Raw genomic sequence first — 24,495 nt, 5'->3', positions numbered from 1 at the left:
ACGCCCTTCTCCCAAATGTTCAGTTCACAATTTACTAAGCTAATAAGGCCACTTTACTGAGGACTTCTTAATAATATGCAATGCATTAGGGCCTTCGCAAAAGATTAAATCGAGAATGGAGAGGTTAGGGACAAATTCGCTGCCAAAGTTTTGCTGGTACACAGTAGGCACGAAATGATCAATTTCCCCATTAGTGCTCTTGGGGCTAATTTTCGACCTCAAATCGGTAAAATCAAAATCTTTTGCCAATAAATATTTTTCTGACTGCAAAAATTTGTCTGACAGTCCGGCGCATTTCAGACATAATGACAGCAACTTTTCATTAAAATCAAGCAGCCGGTCTGTCGGACTCAGAATCGCCTTTTGAAAATCTTCACCAAAAAATTCGAAGAAAGGCGACTTGCCATAAGCGGAAAGGATGCCCTTCCAGAAAGGCCTTTGCCATGGAATGCTGTTGTCTATCAGCACTTCGTGAAAAGGGATTTTGGGAGCGGTGTGCCGCACGGGCACAGTCAACGCCAAAGGGCCATTGGCTCCAAGGATGATGCACCGGTTTCTGTAAGACTGCTTGATGTAATTTTCATGCACATCGAAAATCACCTTGTCGAAGCTTTCCCAAACAGCGAAGTATTCAATGCACGGCAATAGCGGAAACTCGGAAACCACAATTTTTTCTGCGCCCACTATAAGAATTGGTTAAAGTCTCCAAGCCCTTCTCTGATTACCTCAAACTCGTCGTCGACACAATTGACAATAGTACTGGGGACATTGTTGCCATAGCCGCCGTCAATCACTGCGTCTACCAGATCTTCGTATTTTTCAAAAATGAGACCCGGATCGGTCGAATACTCAACAACCTCGTCTTCATCGTGAATGGAGGTGGTGATAATAGGATTGCCCAGCACATTCACTATTTCTCTGGGAATATTGTGATTCGGCACCCTGATACCGACTGTCTTTTTATTGGCGTGCAAAATTTTAGGCACCCGGCTGCTGGCTTCCAGAATAAATGTAAAAGGCCCCGGGAGCGCTTTCTTCATCACTTTAAAAACAGGCGTGCTCAGGTGGCGTGTGTATTCCGATATGTGACTAAGGTCGTAGCAAATGAAAGATAAGTTGGCATTTTTCATCTTTAACCCCTTAATGCGCAAAATTTTCTCAATTGCCTTCTGATTAAAAATATCACACCCCATTCCGTACACTGTATCGGTTGGGTAAATAATAACCCCTCCGTCTCTCAAAATCTCTACTACCTGATCGATCTTCCTCATGTCGGGATTATCGGGGTGTATTCTTATCAACTCTGCACTCATATGGTTAGCTCTTTGCCTTCTTCAGAAACATTTTCTGGCTCGAAAAGAATCTTTTTGCATCAAAAAATTCCAAATCCTGTTAAATACACTAAACTTTGAAGCCGCTAAGTTAACTGAAGTTAAACAGGTATGACAAAACGCAACGTATTGGTTGGAGCAATTGTGGTATTTTCCACCCTGGTATCATCATTTGCTTTTTATGCTTATCAGGTGCTTTTTACTCCCAATTTTTTAACCGAAACAGAAGGGGATAAGCCATTCATTATTGAGAAAGCTGCTACTTTCAAGGATGTGCAAAACTCGCTGTACGACAATGGTTATGTGACCGACCTGGTTTCCTTCAGCTTCCTTGCCAAGCTGATGAACTACCACGAGGCTGTGAAGCCAGGTTACTATATCATTCGCAAAGACATGAGCAATATCAATGCCATCAGGATGCTTCGGGCGGGGCTCCAACAACCTGTTGACATTACCTTTAGCAATGTGCGACTGATGAGTGAATTGCCTGAGAAGTTGGGTAAAAACCTGATGATGTCGGAAGAGGAACTCAAGGCTTTGTTGCTTAGCGATTCAGTGGCTGCGGCCTATGGGTTCACCCAGCAAACGTTCATCAGCATGTTCATTCCTAACACCTACGAAGTGTATTGGACCATTACCGGCAAGGCATTTCTGGACAGGATGCACAATGAGTACACCAAATTCTGGAGTGCAGAAAGAAAGGAAAAGGCCGATGCACTGGGAATGACACCTGTGCAGGTATCCACGCTAGCCGCCATTGTGCAGGCCGAATCCATTAAGGGTGAGGAAAGTGCCACCATTGCCGGGCTGTATCTTAACCGTTTGAAGAAAGGCATGCCCTTGCAAGCTGACCCCACGCTCAAATTCGCCCTTGGCGATTTCGCCATCCAGCGACTACTCCTCAAAGACCTCGAAATAGATTCGCCCTACAACACCTACCGGAATGCTGGTTTGCCTCCGGGCCCTATCAACATGCCTACCATTCAGAATATTGACGCCGTGCTGAACTACGAAAAGCATAAGTACCTGTACATGTGTGCCAGAGAAGATTTTTCGGGTTATCATGCATTTGCCACCAACTTGATTGACCACAACAAGAATGCAAAGCGTTTTCAGGACGCTTTGAACAAAGCCAAAATATTCCGCTAAATATGTATACCCACGAAACCCAGCTGAGAGTGCGCTACGCAGAAACAGACCAGATGGGCTATGCTTACTATGGCAACTATGCTGCCTATTATGAAGTAGCAAGGGTTGAATGCATCAGGTCGCTGGGGTTTTCGTATAAAAAGCTGGAAGAAATGGGCGTGATGCTGCCTGTGCTGGAATTGCATACCCGCTACCTGCTGCCCGCCCGCTACGACGAGTTGCTGACTATTAAGGTAGTGATCCCCAAAAAGCCGACGCTGAAAATTCTTTTTCAATACGAGATACTGAATGAGGCTGGTAAGCTGATCAACCAGGGCGAAACTACGCTGGTGTTTATCAACATGGAAACTAATAGACCCATGCGTATGCCGGAGATTATGGGGAAGCTACTGGAGCCGTTTTTTAGCGAGAAGTAAGTGGTAAGAAGTAAGCGGTAAATGGTAAGAAGCATTTATTGGCAAAAGGCCACCGCCCATAGAAAGTGACACCTTTTTACCATTTACTACTTACCACTTACTTTTTTCTTCCTCCCTATTGGCATATATCACCCAAACCACTACATTTGCAATCCGTTTGAAGAACGACCAAGTAAAGGAGAGGCAGACTTGTCTGTAGATGCCTTGAAACCTCAGACGGAATTTTAATTAGAGGAGTGGCAGAGCGGTCGAATGCGGCGGTCTTGAAAACCGTTGAACTGCGAGGTTCCGGGGGTTCGAATCCCTCCTCCTCTGCTGAACTAAAAAAAGCCAGGCAAATGCTTGGCTTTTCTTTTTTTCAACCCTGGCAAGACTTACTCCCCAGCCTTAAACACCTCATTCTCCTCATTACCCCCAGCCATTATATACGCCAGCAGGTCTTTCAGCTCCTCTTCGTTTAACCTGTTCACCAGCCCGGGGAACATCAGCGAAATATAAGAGTACTTTGTGCTCACCACTTCACTCTTGGGAATAGTGCGAGTCACTTCCGGTGCAAATGGGTTCTGGAAAATGACATAGGCCTCGTCCGTTTCGTTGGTCAGGCGCCCGACAATGGAGCTGCCGTCTTTCATGGTGAACACAGTAGACGCATACTGATCAGACACCACCTTGTTGGGGTCGATGATCGCTTCCAGCATGTCTTTCTTTGAAAATCTCGTGCCCAGCTGGGTCAGGTCAGGCCCAATGCCTCCTCCTTCACCCTGCATAGCATGGCAGGAAACACAGCGGGTGGCGGCAAACATATCCTTGCCTTGCTGAAAGTTTCTGACGCTTGAGTCTCCTTCAACCAGCGCCAGCGCCTCTTCTACCTTCCACTGTCTGCCTGGCCCTTTGGGTGCCGGGGCATTGTTGGCCAGATCGTTTCCGGAATTGGTCAGCAACTCGCCACCAGACAGCTTGTCGTAATAGGCCAGCTTATTTTGAGGCACATGCGTTAGCGCCGCCTGCCTGGCTTTGTTCACAAACCCAACGTAGCTCACACCTCCCTTGTAACCAAATGCCTTATTGAACCAGGCGAAATACTTTTCATGCATGTCCGGCGTCCAGCCTGATTTAGCTTCACTTAGCACGGTGGCCAGGTAGGTTTGCTGCGCCGGGGGCACCTTCGACAGCATCCCGGCAATGTCCATACCATACTGCGGGTTTCTCAAAATAAGGTCGGACGATGCGCTGGCTGTTTTTTCTATCGGGTCATCCTTGGCATTTTCGAGCAAAGCGAGTGTTTTCTCAGTTCCTTTAGGGTCATCGAGGTAAACCAAAAGCTTGCTAAGCCCACGGTTCAGCTTGTTGGAGTTGGCTGGGTAAGCTTCGTTTAAATAGGCCGCTACCTGTGTCTTCACGCCGCCAGTTGGCGCACCCATTCTTAGCATCACCAGCTCCATGGCTCGCAAAAGATCAATTTGCTGCATTTCACTGAGTGCCTTATAATCTACCGATGCCAGCGCTTTCAATGCTGCATCTTTCTGGTTTTTATTGCCATGTCTGGAAAGGGCAATCATCGACTGCGTCAATGCCACAGGCTGCCTTTCCGCCAGCGCTTTGGCCTGCCATTCACTAACAGGCTGGTGCTCTACAGCCATTCTTGCTGCATAGCGAACAAATCGATCTTCATGGCTAAGATAAGGCCAGGCAAAGTCAATAGCCCCGGCCTGAGGTGCTCCATGGTAGGCTTCCAGCTGTTTTCTTATGGTAGCGGGTTCGGTCGCTGCTGCAACGGCGGGAGCTGCTACCGACTCGTCGCCTGTGTAGGTTACCCTGTAAAGATCCGACTCTAAGCGACGACCTCCGGTAAGAAAATACAATGAGCCGTCAGGCCCAAAAATGCCGTCTGTGAGCGGTAAAGGAACGCCGGACAGAAATTCCTGTGGCTCGGCGCTATAAGAAGCCCCTTCAGGGCTTAGAAAAATAGCGTAGATAATACCGAAGCTCCAGTCGGAAGCAAACAGTGCTTTCTGGTACTTAGCCGGAAACTTAGCATTTTTTCCGTGGATGAGGTTAGTGGGTGAACCCTGGCCAATATTGATCACTGGCGACAAATTGTCCGGATAGTCGGGCGACCACTTGCTGTTGCCCGTGCGCCAGCCATACTCACTGCCGCTGGTTACGTGGCATATGCGGGTAGGGCGGTACCACGGCATGCCAAAGTCCCACTCCATGTCCGAATCGTAGGTGAAAAGCTCGCCCTGCTCATTGAAAGCAATGTCATACGGATTCCGATAGCCGGCACTGACCAGCTCCCATGTGGTTCCTTCGGGGTTTATTTTGGCCACCCACCCACCAGGTGCCATGCGGTCGTTGGCATGACCTCGTGGATCCTTAATCAACGGAAACAAGTTATCCTCCTGCCACACTTTTGGGTATCTGTAAGCATCCATTTCCGGAACGTCGGTATGGTTACCTGCAACTACATAAATAGATTTCCCATCGGGTGCCAGCACCACACTGTGAGGGCCATGCTCGCCTGCTCCATGCAAAGATTTAATTAATGTGATCGATTCAAACTGGTCGTCACCATCCAAATCCTGTAGCCTGTAGAGGCCGCTTGTTTTTTCAAACTCCTCATTGCCCCAGTGGTTGACCATCACATACAAACTATTGAAGGCGTACAGCAATCCCTGTGCGTAGCCCATGCCTATTTTGAAAGCAGATGTGTCATTTAGCGCTGGCTTAAGATCGCCTACCTTCATTCGCTCTATCCTGAGCGAGTCTCCCGACTCTTTAGTCGGAATTTCCAGCCTGTAGAGCCACCCGTACTGGTCGGACGTGATCATGCGCCCCTTGTCGTCGAACGTCATAGCTACCCACGACCCGTTTTCGTTTTCGGAAGGGCTGTACAAATGCTCGGCCTCAAACCCAGGCAGCAGCTTCAGCTTGGCAACCTTGGGATGAACAGGCTTTGTTTCGGCTTCTTTCTTTTCCTCGCAGGCTGAGAAAAGACTTACAAAAAGAGCAACAGACAATCCTGCTAGTATTCTCTGGGAAATGGTGAACTTCATGCAGTTTAATGTTAGGTGTTTAGGATAAGAACTAAATCTAAAAAATACTTTCAGATTGAACACGAGTTATTTGCTTAAAGGCAATTTACACTAGCAATAATTCATCTAACAGCAACCGGTACCCATGGCAGGCCACAGGCATTCCTAACCTCAGAAGAGAGTCTCCGATCTTTTTTTTTCAATTGTGACCTAAGTCATAAATGTGGCTTCGATTTTTTGCAATCTTTGATGCGATGAAATCAATCACCGCCATATCCATTCTTTTGCTCTACGGCATGGCACTCTTTAGGCCAGCCCTGCAGGTGGTTGATTATTATGTGCAATTGGAACAGTACAAAGCAAAGTGTCTCAATAAATCGAGACCAGAGCTTCATTGCGATGGCACCTGTTTGCTGGCACAAAAAATAAAAGCCATGGAAGAGGAGCAGGGTTCGCCTGTAACACCGAGCCCTTTAAAAATCAATGTAAAAGATTTTCCGGTTGGCACTTTTCAGCATTTCACCTTGCAACAGCCTTTTAGAGTCGCCTTTAATGTCTCTGAAGTTTCCTATCTGGAAAAATTCGCCAGCCAGAGCGTTATCAACGACATCTTTCACCCGCCGTCTTCGCCTCTTCACCCTCTCGTTTGAACAGTTGTTCAAACTCCTTACTTGTGATTAGAATTTGCTGTTCCTGCGCTCAGCAAACGTCAAATCCCTGAATAATCTATTTGAAAATTGTCGAATGCACGGCCCTGCTTTGCCTTCTGCGCTATGCTATGCAACATGCCGTGCCCAAAATGAATAACAAAATGAAAGCATCTATCATAAAAACAATATTTTTCGGTGGGTTTATTGCAACCCTGCTCTTTTCTTGCTCCTCCGACGACGAGCCATCTATCAACCCCACAGAAGGCCTCACAAAAATATCCGAAGCCTATGCTATTGGGGCAGCGGCGGCCAAAGTCGAGATATGGGCAGCAGAGGAGCTGTTTGCCGGCTACAATCCCATTTACCTTTTTATCACCGATTCCCTGACGGGCGAGGCAATTACTGACGCTCATATCACCCTGAGTCCGCTGATGACCATGGCCACTATGAGCCATTCCTGTCCCGTGGAAGTAACTGACGAAGGAGCTGTTAACGACCTATTCCCAGCTGCCATTTTATTCAGCATGGCGTCAGGAGAAATGGGTTCATGGTCACTTGAGGCCCATATACACAATCACCTGAAAAATTTGTCCGGCTCGGCAGCGTTCGACATCGAAGTAAAGGCCACCACGCCTTCCAGAGTGTCTATATTTCAATCGGAAGCCGGACAGAAATATTATCTGTCTTATATGTTCCCCAAAGGAATGAAAGTGGGGGTCAACGACTTTGAGGTGGTAGCCTACACAATGAAAAACGGAGAATTTGTGCCAGTCGAGACGTTGTCGATTGAGTTTACGCCTGAAATGCCCGCTATGGACCACGGTTCGCCTAACAACGTAAATCCTGCCTACGTGGCATCAGGGCACTACATGGGCAAAGCTAACTTCACTATGACAGGAGAATGGCGACTGAACCTTGCACTCACAGACGGGGAAGCCAGTCTGGGCACCAGGTCTTTCGACATAGTTGTAGAATAAAAAAATAAGGCCTTTCACCACCCGGGCCAGCACCGGGTGGTGAAAAAAACAAAAAAATATAGTGATGAAAATCAAACAGGTATTGAGCATAACCGGCTTCATGATGGCCTTCTCCTGCTATGGACAGACGCCCGACAGCATTCGCACATTTGTTATGACCGAGGTGGTGGTGGGTAGCGAAAAACTGCATTCCGACACGTTGCAGAGTTTCTATCAGTCGAACGTTTCGGCGACTACAGAAACCGTTCTTTCCAGAATGAGTGGCGTTTCACTGGTTCGCCGGGGAGCCTATGGACAGGAACCTGTGCTCAGAGGCCTCAGCGGCGGACAAATCAATGTGACTATTGACGGAATGAAAATCTTTGGTGCCTGCACCGACAAAATGGATCCGGTTACCATCTATGTTGAACCGATGAACCTTTCAGTAATACAGGCGCTGCCCGGCTCTCAGGGCGGATTGTTCGGAAGCACGATAGGTGGGTCGCTGAATATGAAGCTTGCCGAGCCGGTGGTTGGTTCACCGGGGATACGTGGCCAGGCTGGCATCGACTACCAAACGTCGGCGGGTGCGGTCAATGCATTCTCCTCGGCCAATATCGCCAGAAACACAAGTGCCTATCGGGTGAATGCTACCTTTCGAAAAAGCAACAACTATCACGCCGGAGGAGGAGACGAAGTTGCCTATTCACAGTTTCAGAAACTCAACGTTGGTGCATCCGGCAAGTGGGCGCTGGGAAAATATGACACACTACAGGCCGACGCCATTTTTGACCAGGGTTGGAACATCGGCTTTCCTGCCCTGCCCATGGACGTGGGCACAGCTACGGCAGGCATCTACTCTGTGAGCTACAAAAACAGCACGCCATGGTGGCTTTTTCGTAATGTCCGGGCCAAAGTTTATCAGAACAGCATCTCACATAGCATGGATGACACGCACCGGGAAAATGTACCAATGCACATGGATATGCCTGGCAAAAGCACTACGACCGGAGGTTATTTAGAAGGCAGCGTTGGAGTTTTCAGAGAACAACAAACCACAGTAAAAGCCGAATACTACTCCAATACGTTGATAGGAGAAATGACAATGTTTCCAGCTGAAGGCCAGCCGATGTACATGCAAACGGCCCCTCAAACCACGAGGCAAAATGTGGGTTTGTATGCGCAGCAGCAGATCAAATTTAGTCCGAAAAACAAAATGCAGCTATCGGCAAGGGCAGATGCTTTCTTCGATAGAATGCATGACGGGATCGGGAGCCAGCAGTGGGAAGTTTTTGACAATGGGCTGGCCAAATCAACCACCAGCATACTAAAAACAGCCAACGCCAGTTTCACTCATTTTGTCTCCGGCAGCCTGCAACTAGATGTTCAGGGTGGGTACGGCGAAAGAATCCCAACCCTCAACGAACGCTATGGGTTTTATCTTTTCAACCGGCTGGATGGCTACGACTATATTGGGAAGCCTGGTTTGAAAAACGAAACCTCCTGGAATGTGGAAACCACGCTGAGTTATTTCGGACGTAACACTGAGTTTAGACTCACACCATTTTTTAAAACCATCGACAACTACATCATGGGACGGGTGGTACCCGACCTGACCACCATGACCATTGGCGCCAGAGGAGTAAAGCAGAACGAAAACCTGGCTTGGGCCAGAATGACCGGCGTAGACGTGCTCTTTATGTTTAGCCCCTTCAAGAATGTGCAGCTGGTGTCGAACAACAAGTATACCTATGGCACGAATTCCCTTGACGAAGCGATGCCTCAAATCCCTCCTTTCAAATCTGTTTCCTCTGTCAGGCTACAGTTGACTAAGTTTAACGCCCAGGCAGAGTATGAATGGGCAGCAGCCCAAAACCATGTCAGCAGCTCGTTTGGAGAAATGAAAACTGCCTCCTACTATATCCTCAACTTTAGGTCAGGATGGAAAGTGAACAGCCTCTTTCAGGTGAATGGTGGCGTTGAAAATATCTTAGATAGAAACTACAGAGAGCATCTCGACTGGGGAGGCATTCCAAGACCCGGGAGGAATTTCTACGTCAACATTACCGGCAAGTTTTAGGCGCCAATGGTCGTGTTTTGTGGGCACATCTACTGAAAAGAGTAAATCTCCTTTTCGCTAGTCGGTAACTAATTTCTGTGTAGTATCTTCGGGTTTAGTTTTCGGTTTTTATAGGTGGGGTGTAATAATTGACAACCCTCCCGCCACTAATTATCCGAATTTCAATCAGTCAACCCAAACTACTATAAGCCTTGAACATTCTCGTTACAGAACACATCCACAAGAGCTTTGGCGATTTCAAAGCGCTGGATGATGTAAGCATCACCATTCCCGAAAACACTATCTTCGGACTGCTTGGCCCAAATGGTGCCGGCAAAACCACCCTTATCCGTATCATTACGCAAATCCTTATGGCCGACCAGGGCAAGGTCATGTTTCATGGCCGACCGCTGGAGCTGGAAGATGTGCACCGCATTGGCTACCTGCCTGAAGAGCGGGGTCTCTACAAAAAAATGAAGGTGGGCGAGCAGCTGCTTTACCTAGCGCAGCTCAAGGGAATGAGCAAGGGCGAGGCCACCAAAAAAATTAAGGCCTGGATGGAGAAATTCGACATCATAAGCTGGTGGGGCAAAAACGTGGAAGATCTTTCCAAAGGCATGGCGCAAAAAGTGCAGTTTATAGCCACGGTGTTACATGAGCCATCTTTAATAATTCTCGATGAACCTTTCTCCGGCTTCGACCCTGTGAACGCCAACCTGATCAGAGATGAAATCCTTGAAATGAAGAAAAAAGGCATCACCATTATTTTTTCTACTCACCGCATGGAGTCGGTGGAAGAGCTTTGCGACCACATTGCACTCATTAATAAATCGAAGAAGATATTGGAGGGCCCCAAGAAAGACATTAAGGAAACCTACAAGTCCAATACATTCAATGTGCTTCACCATGGCAAAGTGAATGGACTGCCCGCAGACTTCGACACTTTAAGTACTGAGGAAGTAGAAGGAGCCATCCACTCGACCATACAAATCAAATCGGCTCTGGGGCCTAACGATTTGCTCAAGGCACTCATCAGCCAGGTGGAAGTGCATGAGTTTATCGAAAAAATACCCAGCATGAACGAAATTTTTATCCAAAAAGTACAGGAGGGCGGCCATGAATAAGATATCACTCATCATAGCAAGAGAATACATCACCAGGGTGCGCAAGAAGTCATTTCTGGTTATGACCTTTGTAGGGCCACTGCTTTTTGCATTGCTTATCATCGTGCCTACCTGGCTTGCTACCAGAGACGGTGATGAAAAGGTCATTGAAGTCGTTGATGAATCGGGCTTATTTGAGAGTGTGCTTACCGACACAGACGAAATCAAATACTCATTTGTCAAAGAAAACCCCGATGCCCTCAAGCAATCTCTCGAAGGCAGCGAGTATTATGGATTCCTTTACATTCCTAATATTGACATCGACAACCCACAAGGCATTCAGTTCTATTCCACATCGAAACCAAGTTTAAGTGTAATTGGCGATTTGGAATGGGGCATCAGGCAAAAAATTGAAAATATCAAGCTGGAAAAATCAGGTCTCGATAAACAGGTGCTCGACAACCTAAAAGCAAACGTCGACATCGCCACCATCAGCATCACCGACCAGGGAGAGCAGGAAAGCAGTTCCATTGCCGCTACAGGCATCGGTTACATTTCCTCACTTCTGATTTACTTCTTCATTTTCTTTTTTGGTGCCCAAATCATGCGTGGCATTATTGAAGAAAAAACCAGCCGTATCATTGAAGTAATTATCAGCTCTGTGAAGCCGTTCCAGTTGATGATGGGTAAAATAATAGGCGTTGGGGCGGTTGGTCTTACTCAGTTTTTGCTCTGGACACTCCTTACTTTTACGATTACTACGGTGCTCAGCAGTGTGTTTGGTTTCGAACCACAAGCCGCAAATAGCATGGTAAATGCCCAGCCTGGCATGGCAGAAGTGCAGGCAGCGGCGGCCGACCAAAATGAATTCGCTAAAATCATGGGTGCCATCGGATCCATCAACATCCCGCAGGTGCTCTTCTTTTTTCTTATTTATTTCCTTGGGGGATACCTCCTTTATGGGTCGTTGTTCGCAGCCGTGGGTTCTGCCGTTGATTCAGAAGTTGACTCTCAGCAGTTTATGCTCCCGGTTACGCTGCCGCTCATTCTTTCCATTGTTTCATTAGGAGCAGTTTTGAATGAGCCTGATGGGTCTCTCGCATTTTGGATGTCAATGATTCCACTCACTTCTCCGGTGGTGATGATGATGCGGATACCCTTTGGTGTGCCCATTTGGCAACTCCTGCTTTCGGTTACTCTGCTAGCGGGTGGTTTCATGTTCACCGTCTGGCTTGCTGCCCGAATTTACAGGGTGGGCATTCTCATGCATGGCACCAAAGTGAATTACAAAGTGCTGGCCAAATGGTTTATGATGAAAAATTAGCAAGGCAATATCTGCTCAAATTTCCCGTATCTTAGCTTTCACTTATAGCCAAAGATATTCGGAATGCAGTATCCCCTGAAAGAAGCCACTACCCTCGAGTTTTATAAGGATAACTCCAACTTCAAATGGGTAGTGGTTTTAATTGCCATCCTGATCAGCATTGGGTCTATCTACTACACCAACATAGTTGTTGAGAGCCTTAAGGATCGGGAAAAGCGGCTGATCGACCTTTTTGCTAACACGCTGGAGTACACCGCCAACGAAGATGGAGAAGCTAACCTCACGTTCATTTTTGATGAAATCATTGTAGCCAATAACTCCATCCCGGTCATCATCGCCGACGAGTTTGGGATACCGTCTCAATCAAAAAATGTTAAAAAAGCTGACGAAGCAAAAACGGAAAGAGAACGAATAAGAATCCTGGCAGAAACACTCAAGGACATGGAGAAAGACCATGAGCCTATCGTGGTTACACTGCGTAACAAAAACAAGAACTACGAAATTACGGGCTACAACTATATTTACTACCAAAACTCAGACCTTCTCAAGCAGCTCACCTATTACCCTTACATACAGCTGTCAGTTATTTTCCTCTTCGGGCTTATCGCCTACATCGCCTTCAACTCTTCCCGCTCGGCCGAGCAAAATAGGGTGTGGGTGGGGCTGGCCAAAGAAACGGCACATCAGTTGGGCACGCCGCTCTCCTCGCTCATGGCATGGGTGGAATATTTCAAAACAGACGACCGCTTCAAAGATTCAGACATCATCCCTGAGCTCAACAAAGACATCGAAAGGCTGGAAATGATCACCTCCAGGTTTTCAAATATTGGTTCGGTACCTCAGCTCAACGAGGAAAACCTCTACGACGCCTTAGAGGAAACCATCAATTATCTGCAAAAAAGGGTTTCGACACGGGTGAAGTTTATTCTCAGCGCCTTCCCGAACAAAGACATCAAAGCCGACATCAATAAGCCCCTGTTTGCCTGGGTAGTGGAAAACCTCTGCAAAAATGCCGTGGATGCCATGAGTGGTACAGGCACCATCGAAATCAAAATCCTGAAAGCCAACGAGGGCAAGGTAATGGTTGACATCAGCGACACGGGAAAAGGAATCCCTAAATCAAAAATCGGTTCTGTGTTCCAGCCAGGGTACACCTCCAAGAAAAGAGGCTGGGGACTTGGACTAACATTGGTAAAGCGAATTATTGAAAATTATCACACAGGAAAGATTTTTGTTAAATCATCTGAGCTGGACAAAGGAACCACGTTTCGCATCGTTTTGAAAGTTTAGTTGAGAAAGACAAAATCGCCTCTCGAAGCCTCATTCTAAGTGGTTCACGCATAAGCTGAAAAGAATTCAAATTCTTTGGAATCAAGATGGAAATCAAACTTGGCTTTAAAGGATTATTGGTTTAATTTTGCACTTCGAAATTCAAAGTGACATAATTCTTATAACACTCACAAAATAATGGCGAACACCGGAAGAATAACCCAGGTAATTGGACCCGTCGTTGACGTTAGTTTTGAAGGCGAAGGCTCCAAACTGCCCGAAATCCTTGATGCCCTTAAGGTTACCAAAGAAAATGGCCAGGTAGTAATCCTGGAAGTACAGCAACACCTGGGCGAAGACAGGGTTCGTACGATTGCCATGGACAGTACCGATGGTTTGAGCAGAGGAATAGTAGTAACTGACACTGGAGCTCCTATTTCTATGCCGATCGGCGATGATATCAAAGGCCGTCTCTTTAACGTAGTTGGCGAAGCCATTGACGGCATCAGCCAGCCTGAAGGAAAAAACAGACTTCCTATCCACCGTTCCGCCCCCAGGTTCGAAGACCTTTCAACTTCTACTGAGGTGCTTTTTACAGGCATCAAAGTAATCGACCTTATCGAGCCCTACTCAAAAGGTGGTAAAATTGGCTTGTTCGGCGGTGCCGGTGTGGGCAAAACCGTATTGATCCAGGAGCTGATCAACAACATTGCCAAGGCTTATGCAGGTCTGTCGGTGTTTGCTGGTGTTGGTGAAAGAACACGTGAAGGAAATGACCTTCTTCGTGAAATGATTGAATCTGGTATCGTAAACTATGGCGACGACTTCCTTCATTCGATGGAAAAAGGTGGTTGGGATCTTAGCAAAGTAGACAAAAAGAAATTACTTGAGTCGAAGGCTACCTTCGTGTTTGGCCAAATGAACGAGCCTCCTGGGGCACGTGCTAGAGTGGCTTTGTCAGGCCTTACCCTGGCCGAGTACTACCGTGATGGTGATGGAACAGGCAAAGGAAAAGACATTCTTTTCTTTATCGACAATATCTTCCGTTTCACCCAGGCTGGGTCTGAGGTGTCTGCCCTTCTTGGTCGTATGCCTTCTGCGGTAGGTTACCAGCCTACACTGGCTACCGAAATGGGTGCTATGCAGGAGAGAATTACTTCTACGAAAAATGGTTCTATCACATCGGTGCAGGCTGTTTATGTACCTGCTGATGACTTGACTGACCCTGCTCCGGCAACTACCTTCTCTCACCTTGATGCTACCACGGTACTTTCAAGAAAGATTTCAGAGCTAGGTATTTATCCTGCCGTGGATCCTTTGGATTCTACGTCAAGAATTCTTTCAGCCGACATCGTGGGCGAAGAGCATTACAGATGTGCGCAAAACGTGAAGGAAATTCTTCAGCGCTACAAAGAACTTCAGGATATCATTGCCATCCTTGGTATGGATGAGCTTTCTGACGAAGATAAGCAGGCTGTATCAAGAGCTCGTCGTGTGCAGCGTTTCCTTTCTCAGCCGTTCCACGTAGCCGAGCAGTTTACAGGTATCCCTGGCCAGCTGGTTGACATCAAGGACACTATTAAAGGTTTCAATATGATCATGGCTGGTGACGTTGATCACCTTCCCGAATCGGCGTTCAACCTGAAAGGAACTATTGAGCAGGCAATCGAAGCTGGTGAGAAAATGTTGGCTGAAGCTGCTAAAGCATAATCTGAAACTGTAGAACATGTATTTGGAAATTATCACACCCGATCGTAAAGTGTTTGAAGGAGAAGTTGATGCTGCTACTTTTCCCGGCAGCGACGGCTCTTTTCAGGTGCTGAACAATCACGCACCTATTATCAGCTCTTTGGCGAAGGGAGATTTAATATACAAAACCAAAGAAGGATCAAAAATCCTTCTTGTTGATGGGGGTGTTGTTGAAGTAAGAAACAATCATGTGATTGTTCTTGCAGAATCCGTGGAATAGATCATCATAGCAAATAATAAAAGCCCCTGATAGCCCTTGCTGTCAGGGGCTTTTTTTCGTTTTAACCGGCCTCAGACACCTCTGTTGCGGGCGGAGTTACCATTTTCCAGGCATTCAAACTTAGTGTTAACTATTTAGACTACTTTTATCGACACATTACACTTACCTACTTGCTCATGAAAAGAATTTTGTTTCTACTGGCTCTTGGGCCTTTTCTACTCGCCGGCTGCACCTCCAACCAGCCAACTACTCCCTGGCAAATTGGCCCCTTTGTCAAACAGGATGCTGCCAACCCCATCTTAACAGCTCTCGATAGCACAGCTTTTTTCTGTCCAGTAAGAATGGACAGCGTGTATTGGGAAGCAAAGGACGTATTCAACCCCACGGCACTGGTAAGAAATGGGAAAGTGCATTTGCTGTACAGAGCAGAAGACAAGGTCGGAAAATATGCAGGCACGTCCCGCATTGGACTAGCCGTCAGCGATGATGGCGTCCATTTCGAAAGGATGCCAGCGCCCATTTTCTACCCCGAAAATGACGCACAGAGCAAATACGAGTGGGAAGGCGGCTGCGAAGACCCAAGGATTGTGGAAAGCGAAGACGGCACCTATTTTATGACCTACACGGCTTATGACGGCGAAGTAGCCCGACTCCTGGTGGCGTCATCTAGAGATTTAACGAGCTGGACAAAATATGGCCCCGTCTTTCAATCAGCCGAAAATGGAAAGTTCCTCGACCTTTGGTCGAAATCAGGGGCTGTTGTCACAAAAAGAGACGGCGATAAATTTGTTGCTACCAAAATCAATGGCAAGTACTGGATGTACTGGGGCGACACCAACATCTACCTGGCCTGGTCCGACGACCTCATCAACTGGACGCCGGTAACAGATGAGGCGGCTGGAGTAACCGACTACAAACTGAAATCCATATTTGGTCCCCGGCCGGGCAAGTTTGACAGCGACCTGGTGGAGCCCGGCCCTCAAGCTTTCATCACCGAACAGGGCATCCTCCTTATTTACAACAGTCGCAACTATGGAGAAAACCGAACAGCTGATTTGGCAGACGGCACCTACTCCGCAGGACAAATACTTTTCGACATCAACGACCCCTCCAAAGTGGTGAGTCGCTCCGACGATTACTTTATGACACCCGATAAGGACTATGAAATCACCGGCCAGGTAAACAATGTGTGTTTTCTGGAAGGCTTAGTGAATTTCAAAGGCAAATGGTACTTATATTACGGAACCGCTGATTCAAAAATTGCTGTGGCGGTAAGCGAATAAAATTTAACACATCCGACAATGAAAAGATTAGCACTATTTCTGGCTATTGCTGCCTTCAGCACCGCTGCATTTGCCCAAAACAAACTCACCAAAGAAGAAAAAAAAGATGGCTATACGCTCCTTTTTAATGGCAAAGACCTCTCTGGTTGGGTAGGCAATAAACAAGATTACGTGGCGGAAAACGGTACTATTGCAGTGAAAACAGATGCGGGTGGAAGCGGTAATCTTTATACTGAAAAGGAGTACGCTGATTTCATCTTTCGTTTCGAGTTCAAGCTCACCCCTGATGCCAACAACGGCCTGGGCATCCGCACCCCACTGGAAGGCGATGCTGCTTATGTGGGCATGGAGCTACAGATATTAGACAACACTGCCGAAATGTACTCCAAACTCCAGCCCTATCAATACCATGGCTCTGTTTATGGGGTTATCCCGGCTAAGCGTGGTTTTTTAAAGCCTGTTGGCCAGTGGAACTACGAAGAAGTTGAAGTGAAGGGCAACAAAGTGAAGGTGACGCTTAATGGCGAAGTAATTGTGGATGGCGACATCGCCGAAGCCAGCAAGGACGGCACCATGGATCATAAAGAGCATCCAGGTCTGAAAAGTAAGAAAGGTTACATAGGCTTTTTAGGCCACGGCTCGGAGTTGTATTTCAGGAACATCAGGATTAAGGAGCTTGATTAAAAAGCTTGCCACTAATCAAATCTCAGGACAATAGAACCTCCGCCGGGATATTAAATTCCTTGTGAAATAGCTTAGCCAATTCCAGGGTTAAAGGCTTTCGTTTGTTCAAAAGTGAGGAAACATGCCCTTTGCTGCCATACTTTCCCACCAAATCTTTATTCCTCAGGCCGAGCTCCGACATTTTTAACCTGATCACATCTATGGGATCAGGTAATGGAACCGGAAAGTGCTCGTCTTCAAACTGCTTAATGAGGAGCAAAGCAACTTCCACCTTTTTACCGACAGGGGAATCTGGAGCCACTTTTTTGTCAAACATTTCATCCACCCATTCAAGATAAGCTTCGTATTTAGCTTCGTTTTTTATCACCGCCAGTTCCATCCTATTTCTTTCTAAATTGTACAGTTGCTACGTCTACTCTGTCATATTCTGCATGAGTGCCAAACCATTTGACCTGGATCACCTTAAACTCAAATGTAATGCGGACGACAAGTCTGTATTTATTCCCCATTATGTTAAACACGACCCGATCGTCGCCAACCAAGCTGGCATTGGCATACACACTCTTCAAGTCATTAAAGCTTTCAAAATCAGCTTTCACTAATTCATGATACCACTCGAATAGCGCCGTCGCAGCCAATGGGTATTTTTTTGTGTACTCCAGCAGAGTCCTTCTTGTTATGACATTGAACACCTGTCAAATATAAAAAGTTTTCCTAAAGAAAACTATCGAGTAAGATAGAACGCATTTCGGGGTTCATAAAATACTTCGCTGGCATGGACAACGAGAGCCGTAAACGCAAAAAAGCCATCATTCCTGATGGCTTTTTTTTACTTCTGCTCCTCCTCTTGGGCTCGAACCAAGGACCCTCTGATTAACAGTCAGATGCTCTAACCAGCTGAGCTAAGGAGGAATTTTCTGGTTCCAATTAACTTACCAAAAGAGAGGCTCGTCAAATGGGAATGCAATATTAGCAGGTTCATTTTAATTGTGCAAAAACAGCGGCCATATTTTCCGTATTCACTCATATAATTTTTTGTGCCAACAATCTGCTATTTTAGCTAGCGGAACACAATGCCTGTTAAAAAACGTTAACGTAGCATCACAGACGATCCTATTTCGTTACACTAGTGTTAACTGACTAAAAAAAACCGAGTTATGAATAAAAGACAAATTTATGTAGCGATGCTATTCTCCTCTCTTTTGAGTGCGATGATAGCTATAGGCGGGTATCAACTGCTAAACAATCAGAATGATGAGTTTTCATCGTTCGAAGACCGTCAGAATGTAAGGTTCTCCAATTTCCTCGACACAACCAGTGTGGTGGTGCCGGAAGGACTTAATTTTGTATACGCTGCCAAGGCAGCTACACCGGGCGTGGTGCATATCAGGTCAAAATACACCTCTACACCCACTGCCAGCAACAATCAATTTGACCAATACTTCCAGGACTTCTTTGGTAACAGGGGGCAAAGACCTCCATCCGGTGCCAGCGGCTCAGGTGTGATCATAGCCGACAATGGCTACATCGTAACCAACAACCACGTGGTGGAAAATGCCTCAGAGGTGGAAGTGCTTATGAACGACAACAGAACTTTTGATGCGAAAGTGGTGGGCACTGACCCAACAACTGACCTTGCGCTACTCAAAATTGACGGTAAAAACCTTCCATTCGTAAAGTTTGGAAGCTCTGAGCATATTAATGTTGGCGAATGGGTACTGGCCATTGGCAATCCCTTCGAGTTTAGGTCAACTGTAACGGCTGGTATTGTGAGCGCCACCGGCAGAAACATCAATATACTTCGTGACCCCAGCAATAGAAACCTGCAAATCGAGTCGTTTATACAGACAGATGCCGCCGTTAACCCTGGCAATAGTGGGGGGGCATTGGTCAACCTTAGGGGAGAGCTTGTTGGTATCAACACGGCCATCGCTACCCACACCGGTTCCTATTCAGGCTATTCCTTTGCTGTGCCTACCACACTTGTGAAAAAAGTGATGGATGACTTAAAAGAATTTGGAGTAGTTCAGAGAGCTCTTTTGGGAGTTAATATCGTGGATGTAAATTCTGCGCTCGCTGAGGCAAGGGGACTCAATGTGTTGAAGGGAATTTCTATTGAAAATGTTAACCCCAACAGCGGCGCTGCCGACGCCGGCCTTGAAAAAGGTGATGTGATTATCGCCATTGATGGGAAGACAGTGGACAACGTTGCCAAGCTACAGGAAAAAATAGCCGTTAAAAGGCCTGGCGATAAAGTGGAAGTTGGTTACATAAGAGATGGTAAAGAAAACTCTGTGATGGTAACGCTGAAAAGCACTTCCGATTCCATTGAGGTTGTGGAAGCCAGAAGCTCTTTCTCAATAGAAGGAAGTAACTTTACAGATGTGAGCAGGGAAGAAATGCAAACCCTAAAAATCGATGGTGGTGCGAAAGCCACCGAAGTGAACGACGGTAAATGGAAGGAAGCTGGCGTTCGTGCCGGGTTTATCATCACCAATATCGACAAAACCACCATCAGAAATATTCAGGATTTGGCAAGAGTGATGGCCAACAAAAGAGGTGGAACACTGATTGAAGGTGTTTATCCCGATGGAACGGAGGCTTTCTACGGCATAGGCTGGTAGTGACTGAGACATTTTCTTATAAACAAAAAAGGGTTCATGTCGCATGAACCCTCTTTTGTTTAACACATACTCCGGAGTTTTTACTTCAACCAACTACTAAGCATCCAGATGGTCTTTTCTTGCTTGGCCAGCAAGTCGGATATGAGAGAGTTAGTGCCTTCATCATTTGCTTCAGCACTCAGGGCAAGAATGGGCCTTTCCATATTCACCAACTCAATATACTGCTCCAGTATGCTGTCCACAGCTGTTCTTGCTTCGCTTACTTCAGTCACCTCCCTTATTTTGCTTTCCTTCAGATACTGACTAATTGAATGCAGTGGAACTCCACCGATTGTCAGCACTCGTTCAGCAATTGCGTCTATATCTTCTGCAGCAGCCGTGTAGTACTCTTCAAACTTTTCATGCAGTCCAAAGAATTTCTCCCCTTTGATGTTCCAGTGGAAGCCTCGGAGATTTTGATAGAACACCTGATAGCTGGCAAGCAAACTGTTCAAAGCCTTTACTTCACTCGCAGCAACATCTTCATCTATTCCTATGTAATTCATGATACTGTTGGTTTAAATTGTTATCCTTTTACAGTTAGATAACATTCAAAACCACGCAATAGATCACTCAAACTGATTGTTATTGTCGATCTGACTATAGGTATTGTCTATGGAGATTAGCACGAAAGCGAATTAACAAAATGAAGTGCTTGCAGTAGCTTCTTCAAGCTTTCCTGAACTTAATTTTGTAGTCCTGGATTGCTTTTTCAACGATTTCTATTGCCACTTTTTTATCCATAAAGTCGTGCACCACTACAGTTTTGTGTTCCAACTTTTTGTAGTCTTCGAAAAAATTCTGGATCTCATTTTTGAAGTGATCGGGCAACTCACTGATGTCATTGTAATGGTTCCAGCTCATATCGTGCTGAGCAACAGCAATGATTTTATCATCCGCCTCGCCCTGGTCGAGCATGCGCATCACACCAATTACTTTGGCAGGCACGATGCAAAGAGGCACCACTTCGATTTGCGACAACACCAGGATATCCAATGGATCCTTGTCGTCACAATAGGTTTGCGGAATGAAGCCGTAGTTGGCGGGATAGTAAACTGAAGAATAGAGCACCCTGTCGAGCATCAGTAAACCGCTGTCCTTATCGAGCTCATATTTGGCTCGGCTGTTTTTTGGTATCTCTATAATGCCATTAATAATTTCCGGCGCCTTTTCGCCAAGGCTTACGTGGTGCCAGGGATTAAATCTATCCATAGTTATTGATTGATGTGTAAGTAAAGGTAAGCATCTGTCAGCAGAATTCGCAACTACTCAAACCGGCAAACAGTGGGCATACACACTTGAGCTGTAAACTCAAAATCAAATGGCGGCCAATTGGCTTTTTCACTTTTTCCTTACAAAAGTGAAACTTATCACTGCCAATTCAGTATATTACTTACAATACTGAATAAAATATGGAAAATCTAAAGCTGGGCAATTTTGAGGAGATTGTGCTACTACTTGTTGGGGTATTGTACAATGGCGCCTACTCCGTTGCCATTGTAGAAGAGTATAAAAAACAAACCGGCAAGAGCATCAATATCAGCGCCATCCACACGGTATTGTACCGCCTGGAGGAGAAGGGTTTCCTGGAATCGAAACTAGGTGAGGCAGGCGATTTCAGGGGCGGCAAGCGCAAAAGACTGTTTTACCTCACTCCATATGCAAGAAAGGCTCTGGAAGAAATTGCTTCACTCCGGGAGCAACTGCGTAGTCAAATTCCAGCCATTTCCATACAATAGTTTCCCAGGCCATGAGTCACGAAAAACATTTCCCGCCACCACTAGCTCTAAAGTTTTTCCGCTGGTACTGCCGTAAAGACAGGCTGGAGGAATTGGAGGGCGACCTGGAGGAAAGCTTTTATGCCATGCTGCATGCTGGCAAAGCGCCCGGGCTGGTCAAGCTGATCTATTGGTGGAACGTGACCAGGTGCTTTCGAAGCTATGCATTTAAACGTTCGGCCACTTATCGTTCAATAAATACCTATGCCATGCTAACCAACTATCTGAAGGTCATCCGCCGAAACTTCTCCAAACAAAGAGCCTATGCCCTGCTTAATATCGGCGGTTTGGCGATTGGCTTTGCCGCCTTTATCCTAATTGCGATCTACCTGCATTTTGAAACCAGTTTCGAAAATTTCCACACAAAGTCGGATCAGATTTACAGGCTTACCGTCCACTACACATCACCCAGCGGCTACGACACCCACTTCGCCAGAGTAGATACGGACTGGATCAACGGCATTCCTGAAGAAATCCCGGAGGCAGAGAGGCTTATCCGCTTTCAAAACCATGAGCCTAAGTTTGTACGGATTGGGGAAGAAAAATTCAGGCAGGACAATGCCTTCGTTACAGACAAAGATGTCTTTGAGGTGTTCAATTTCCCTCTTAAAAAAGGCGATACAAAAACGGCCCTGGCTGAGCCGCTTTCCATTGTGATATCAGAAGCCGTTGCCGAAAAGTATTTTGGAAATGAAGACCCAATGGGCAAAGAAATATTCATCACTGGCTATTGGTCTACTGACGAAACCGTCTATAAGATTACGGGCGTGATGAAAAACCTGGCGTCCAATACCCACCTCCCCGTCGATATGTTGATTTCCTTTCGGAACGAAGCCGAAAGGTCATGGTGGGCCTATACCTACGTATTGTTTCAGGAGGGTACCAACATGGTGTCTGTTCAGGAAAAGCTGGAAGCAATGGCTATAAAGATAAACGGAGACCAGGCGCTCCAGGGCACAGAGTTTGTCTTTCAGCCTTTGAGCGACATCCACCTCCATTCAAATCTGGCCCGGGAAATAAAGCCCAACGGTTCTATTACCTATGTTAAAATATTCTTGCTGGTCGCCATACTTATATTGGCGTTGGCTGTGATCAATTTCATGAACCTGACCAGTGCCATGTCCATTGCCCGGTCAAAGGAAATTGGTGTCCGAAAGATACTTGGCGCCGAAAGTCAGCAGATAGTTCTTTACTCATTGACCGAATCTGTGCTGTTCAGCATGGCGGCAGCAGGGCTTGGTTTGATCCTGGCCTTTTTGGCTTTACCTGTTTTCAGCGAACTAACGGGCACCGAAAACCTTTTATCCCCTTTGGCGCTCGTTGCTGTTTCGCTTGGCGTAGCGGTAATTACCGGGCTACTTGGCGGTTTCTATCCGGCTTTTGTGCTTTCTTCTTTCAAGCCGGTGAATATCATCAAAACCAGCAAGGTTTTTTCGATCAGTAAAAAAACAGGACGGTTTAGTATAAAAAGAGTGCTCATTAGCCTACAGTTCGGCATATCCATTCTGCTCATCGCCAGCGCCATGATAGCCCGTCAGCAGTTCGTTTTTCTGAACGAGAAAAACCTTGGTATGGAAAAAGACCAGGTAATTGCCCTGCCGGGCGTGCCTGATACCGTAAAAGACAAATTCAAATTGTTCAAAGACAAGCTGGAAGGACAACCTGGCATCAAAGGAGTCAGTGCCTGTCTCGAAGTGCCCTCCAGAGAAATACGGGATGGTGGCGCCGTAACGGCTGAAGGCATTCAGGAAAACGTTGATGATGCCCCCTCCATGGACATCCAGGTGATAGACCACGACTTTATCGACGTAATGGGAATGGAGCTGCTGGCAGGCGAGCCATTGCCGAAAAGCCTTGCCTACGAATCGCTTCCTCAGCTAACGGGTGCCAATAACGATGTTGAAGAATACCTGCTCAGCAAAAGAAGGGCCTACCTCCTCAACGAAACTGCCATGCACGCTATTGGTTGGCAAAGTCCCGAAGAGGCTATTGGCAAAAATGTGGACTGGAACCAGGGCACCTATAAGCTTGCGAAGGGCCCCGTTGTGGGGGTAGTGAAGGACTTTCATCAGGAAACCCTGAAGAACAAAGTGGATCCTATCATCATGGTTTTTGAACCTTTATGGCTGCGCACGTTTTTGGTAAAACTTGAAACCAATGATGTAGCTTCAACGATGTCCGTGATAGAAGGCGCCTGGAATGAGCTTTTTCCAAAGTACCCTTTCGAGTACCAGTTTCTTGATGAGCTTTATGAGAACCTCTATAAAAATGAAAGGCAACAGCTTCAATTGCTCTATCTGTTAAGCGGGCTGGCTATTACTATCGCCTTTATTGGTTTGTTTGGGTTGATTGCTTACTCGCTGAAAACAAGAGTTAAAGAGTTGGCCATCAGGAAGGTGATGGGAGCCAATTTCACCTCGCTTATCCGACTAATTGGCAAAGAATACCTGCTGGTGATGCTTGCTGGCGCAGCGCTGGCCATTCCATTGAGCTATTTCTGGGTAAGTAAATGGCTGGAGAACTTCGCCTATAGGATTGATATCTCTGTGATGAGCTATTTGATTACTTTGGCGGGCATCTGCCTGTTGCTTATGGCCACAGTGGCCCTGCAAACTATCAAATCTGCTGGCAACAATCCGGCAGATACATTAAGAGAAGAGTAAAAAATGGACGGGAAATTGGGCAACCTCCACCAACCGAAGAACCTATCCACCTTTTCGTCAAAGGCTGCCCAGGCAACCGTAGCGACTGCCTTTATTTCCCTAGAAGCTTACTGAAGAGGTAAAAAAAGACCGGCCTTCTGCCGGTCTAATCAACCTACCAACC

General features: G+C 46.5%; 22 protein-coding genes and 2 tRNA genes. 16 read left to right on the top strand and 8 right to left on the bottom strand.

The genetic code is table 11. The annotated features are described in order from the left end of the window. Nucleotides 1-39 precede the first annotated feature (39 nt). Together RIG68_RS02030 and RIG68_RS02025 are read right to left on the bottom strand one after the other, a co-directional pair. Nucleotides 40-684 carry a WbqC family protein gene (locus tag RIG68_RS02030; protein WP_350073506.1) on the bottom strand — a complete coding sequence of 215 codons (645 nt, stop codon included), beginning with the start codon at nucleotides 682-684 and terminating at the stop codon, nucleotides 40-42. Beyond that, on the bottom strand, nucleotides 684-1,313 hold the full coding sequence (locus RIG68_RS02025; RefSeq protein ID WP_317489496.1) for an L-threonylcarbamoyladenylate synthase: 630 nt from the start codon (nucleotides 1,311-1,313) through the stop codon (nucleotides 684-686). The genes RIG68_RS02030 and RIG68_RS02025 overlap by 1 nt, the downstream gene beginning before the upstream one ends. Before the next feature lie 129 nt (nucleotides 1,314-1,442). On the opposite strand from RIG68_RS02025, the gene mltG reads away from it, so the two are divergent. The 3 genes from mltG (at nucleotide 1,443) to RIG68_RS02010 (ending at nucleotide 3,211) form a co-directional block, all read left to right on the top strand. After that, on the top strand, nucleotides 1,443-2,480 hold the full coding sequence (gene mltG / locus RIG68_RS02020; protein WP_350118136.1) for an endolytic transglycosylase MltG: 1,038 nt from the start codon (nucleotides 1,443-1,445) through the stop codon (nucleotides 2,478-2,480). A gap of 2 nt (nucleotides 2,481-2,482) precedes the next feature. Next, on the top strand, nucleotides 2,483-2,896 hold the full coding sequence (locus RIG68_RS02015; RefSeq protein WP_350118134.1) for an acyl-CoA thioesterase: 414 nt from the start codon (nucleotides 2,483-2,485) through the stop codon (nucleotides 2,894-2,896). A gap of 230 nt (nucleotides 2,897-3,126) precedes the next feature. After that, nucleotides 3,127-3,211: transfer RNA gene (locus RIG68_RS02010), tRNA-Ser, on the top strand. A 59-nt stretch (nucleotides 3,212-3,270) separates the two neighbouring features. On the opposite strand, the gene RIG68_RS02005 is transcribed toward RIG68_RS02010, so the two are convergent. Then, entirely contained in the window at nucleotides 3,271-5,952 is a 2,682-nt protein-coding gene (locus tag RIG68_RS02005; protein ID WP_350118132.1) for a c-type cytochrome, read from the bottom strand. 233 nt (nucleotides 5,953-6,185) lie between these two features. Between RIG68_RS02005 and RIG68_RS02000 the strand changes: the two genes are divergently transcribed. The 10 genes from RIG68_RS02000 (at nucleotide 6,186) to RIG68_RS01955 (ending at nucleotide 17,228) form a co-directional block, all read left to right on the top strand. Then, nucleotides 6,186-6,581, top strand: a complete 396-nt coding sequence (locus tag RIG68_RS02000; protein ID WP_350118130.1) for a hypothetical protein — start codon at nucleotides 6,186-6,188, stop codon at nucleotides 6,579-6,581. Nucleotides 6,582-6,742: 161 nt separating this feature from the next. Further along, nucleotides 6,743-7,558, top strand: a complete 816-nt coding sequence (locus tag RIG68_RS01995) for a FixH family protein (protein ID WP_350118129.1) — start codon at nucleotides 6,743-6,745, stop codon at nucleotides 7,556-7,558. Nucleotides 7,559-7,622: 64 nt separating this feature from the next. Continuing rightward, entirely contained in the window at nucleotides 7,623-9,617 is a 1,995-nt protein-coding gene (locus RIG68_RS01990) for a TonB-dependent receptor (RefSeq protein WP_350118127.1), read from the top strand. Between the two features lie 191 nt (nucleotides 9,618-9,808). Then, complete coding sequence (locus tag RIG68_RS01985; RefSeq protein ID WP_350118125.1) at nucleotides 9,809-10,720, top strand: ABC transporter ATP-binding protein; 912 nt, start codon at nucleotides 9,809-9,811, stop codon at nucleotides 10,718-10,720. Beyond that, nucleotides 10,713-12,023: an ABC transporter permease gene (locus tag RIG68_RS01980; RefSeq protein ID WP_350118123.1), complete on the top strand. Its 1,311-nt coding sequence runs from the start codon at nucleotides 10,713-10,715 to the stop codon at nucleotides 12,021-12,023. The genes RIG68_RS01985 and RIG68_RS01980 overlap by 8 nt, the downstream gene beginning before the upstream one ends. A 63-nt stretch (nucleotides 12,024-12,086) precedes the next feature. Continuing rightward, nucleotides 12,087-13,313, top strand: coding sequence for an ATP-binding protein (locus RIG68_RS01975; protein ID WP_350118121.1), 1,227 nt, complete (start codon nucleotides 12,087-12,089; stop codon nucleotides 13,311-13,313). A 177-nt stretch (nucleotides 13,314-13,490) separates the two neighbouring features. Further along, on the top strand, nucleotides 13,491-15,002 hold the full coding sequence (gene atpD / locus RIG68_RS01970) for a F0F1 ATP synthase subunit beta (protein WP_339784869.1): 1,512 nt from the start codon (nucleotides 13,491-13,493) through the stop codon (nucleotides 15,000-15,002). A 16-nt stretch (nucleotides 15,003-15,018) separates the two neighbouring features. After that, nucleotides 15,019-15,261: an ATP synthase F1 subunit epsilon gene (atpC, locus tag RIG68_RS01965; RefSeq protein WP_350085308.1), complete on the top strand. Its 243-nt coding sequence runs from the start codon at nucleotides 15,019-15,021 to the stop codon at nucleotides 15,259-15,261. Nucleotides 15,262-15,437: 176 nt separating this feature from the next. Next, a complete protein-coding gene (locus tag RIG68_RS01960; protein WP_350118119.1) occupies nucleotides 15,438-16,544 on the top strand; it encodes a glycoside hydrolase family 130 protein in 1,107 nt (368 codons plus the stop codon). Nucleotides 16,545-16,562: 18 nt separating this feature from the next. Next, nucleotides 16,563-17,228 (top strand): 3-keto-disaccharide hydrolase, encoded by a 666-nt coding sequence (locus tag RIG68_RS01955; RefSeq protein WP_350118117.1) that lies wholly within the window; start codon nucleotides 16,563-16,565, stop codon nucleotides 17,226-17,228. Between the two features lie 22 nt (nucleotides 17,229-17,250). On the opposite strand, the gene RIG68_RS01950 is transcribed toward RIG68_RS01955, so the two are convergent. The 3 genes from RIG68_RS01950 to RIG68_RS01940 form a co-directional block, all read right to left on the bottom strand. Further along, nucleotides 17,251-17,607, bottom strand: a complete 357-nt coding sequence (locus tag RIG68_RS01950; RefSeq protein ID WP_350118115.1) for a helix-turn-helix domain-containing protein — start codon at nucleotides 17,605-17,607, stop codon at nucleotides 17,251-17,253. A gap of 1 nt (nucleotide 17,608) precedes the next feature. Next, nucleotides 17,609-17,920, bottom strand: a complete 312-nt coding sequence (locus tag RIG68_RS01945; RefSeq protein ID WP_350118113.1) for a type II toxin-antitoxin system HigB family toxin — start codon at nucleotides 17,918-17,920, stop codon at nucleotides 17,609-17,611. 146 nt (nucleotides 17,921-18,066) lie between these two features. Continuing rightward, a tRNA-Asn gene (locus RIG68_RS01940) sits at nucleotides 18,067-18,140 on the bottom strand. Nucleotides 18,141-18,385: 245 nt separating this feature from the next. On the opposite strand from RIG68_RS01940, the gene RIG68_RS01935 reads away from it, so the two are divergent. Then, a complete protein-coding gene (locus RIG68_RS01935) occupies nucleotides 18,386-19,852 on the top strand; it encodes a Do family serine endopeptidase (RefSeq protein WP_350118112.1) in 1,467 nt (488 codons plus the stop codon). Between the two features lie 80 nt (nucleotides 19,853-19,932). On the opposite strand, the gene RIG68_RS01930 is transcribed toward RIG68_RS01935, so the two are convergent. Next, a complete protein-coding gene (locus RIG68_RS01930) occupies nucleotides 19,933-20,397 on the bottom strand; it encodes a Dps family protein (RefSeq protein WP_350118111.1) in 465 nt (154 codons plus the stop codon). A gap of 163 nt (nucleotides 20,398-20,560) precedes the next feature. Then, nucleotides 20,561-21,103: an inorganic diphosphatase gene (locus RIG68_RS01925; RefSeq protein ID WP_151996299.1), complete on the bottom strand. Its 543-nt coding sequence runs from the start codon at nucleotides 21,101-21,103 to the stop codon at nucleotides 20,561-20,563. Between the two features lie 200 nt (nucleotides 21,104-21,303). Between RIG68_RS01925 and RIG68_RS01920 the strand changes: the two genes are divergently transcribed. Beyond that, the gene (locus RIG68_RS01920; RefSeq protein ID WP_151996298.1) at nucleotides 21,304-21,630 is read left to right on the top strand and encodes a PadR family transcriptional regulator; all 327 of its coding nucleotides are present in this window, start codon (nucleotides 21,304-21,306) and stop codon (nucleotides 21,628-21,630) included. 11 nt (nucleotides 21,631-21,641) lie between these two features. Continuing rightward, a complete protein-coding gene (locus RIG68_RS01915; RefSeq protein ID WP_350118109.1) occupies nucleotides 21,642-24,332 on the top strand; it encodes an ABC transporter permease in 2,691 nt (896 codons plus the stop codon). Nucleotides 24,333-24,495 lie beyond the last annotated feature (163 nt).

Origin of the sequence: Imperialibacter sp., from assembly GCF_040222385.1 — a bacterium.
Lineage (GTDB): Bacteria > Bacteroidota > Bacteroidia > Cytophagales > Cyclobacteriaceae > Imperialibacter.
The sequence above is the reverse complement of the archived record's forward strand: the minus strand, read 5'-3'. Positions and strand labels throughout refer to the sequence as shown.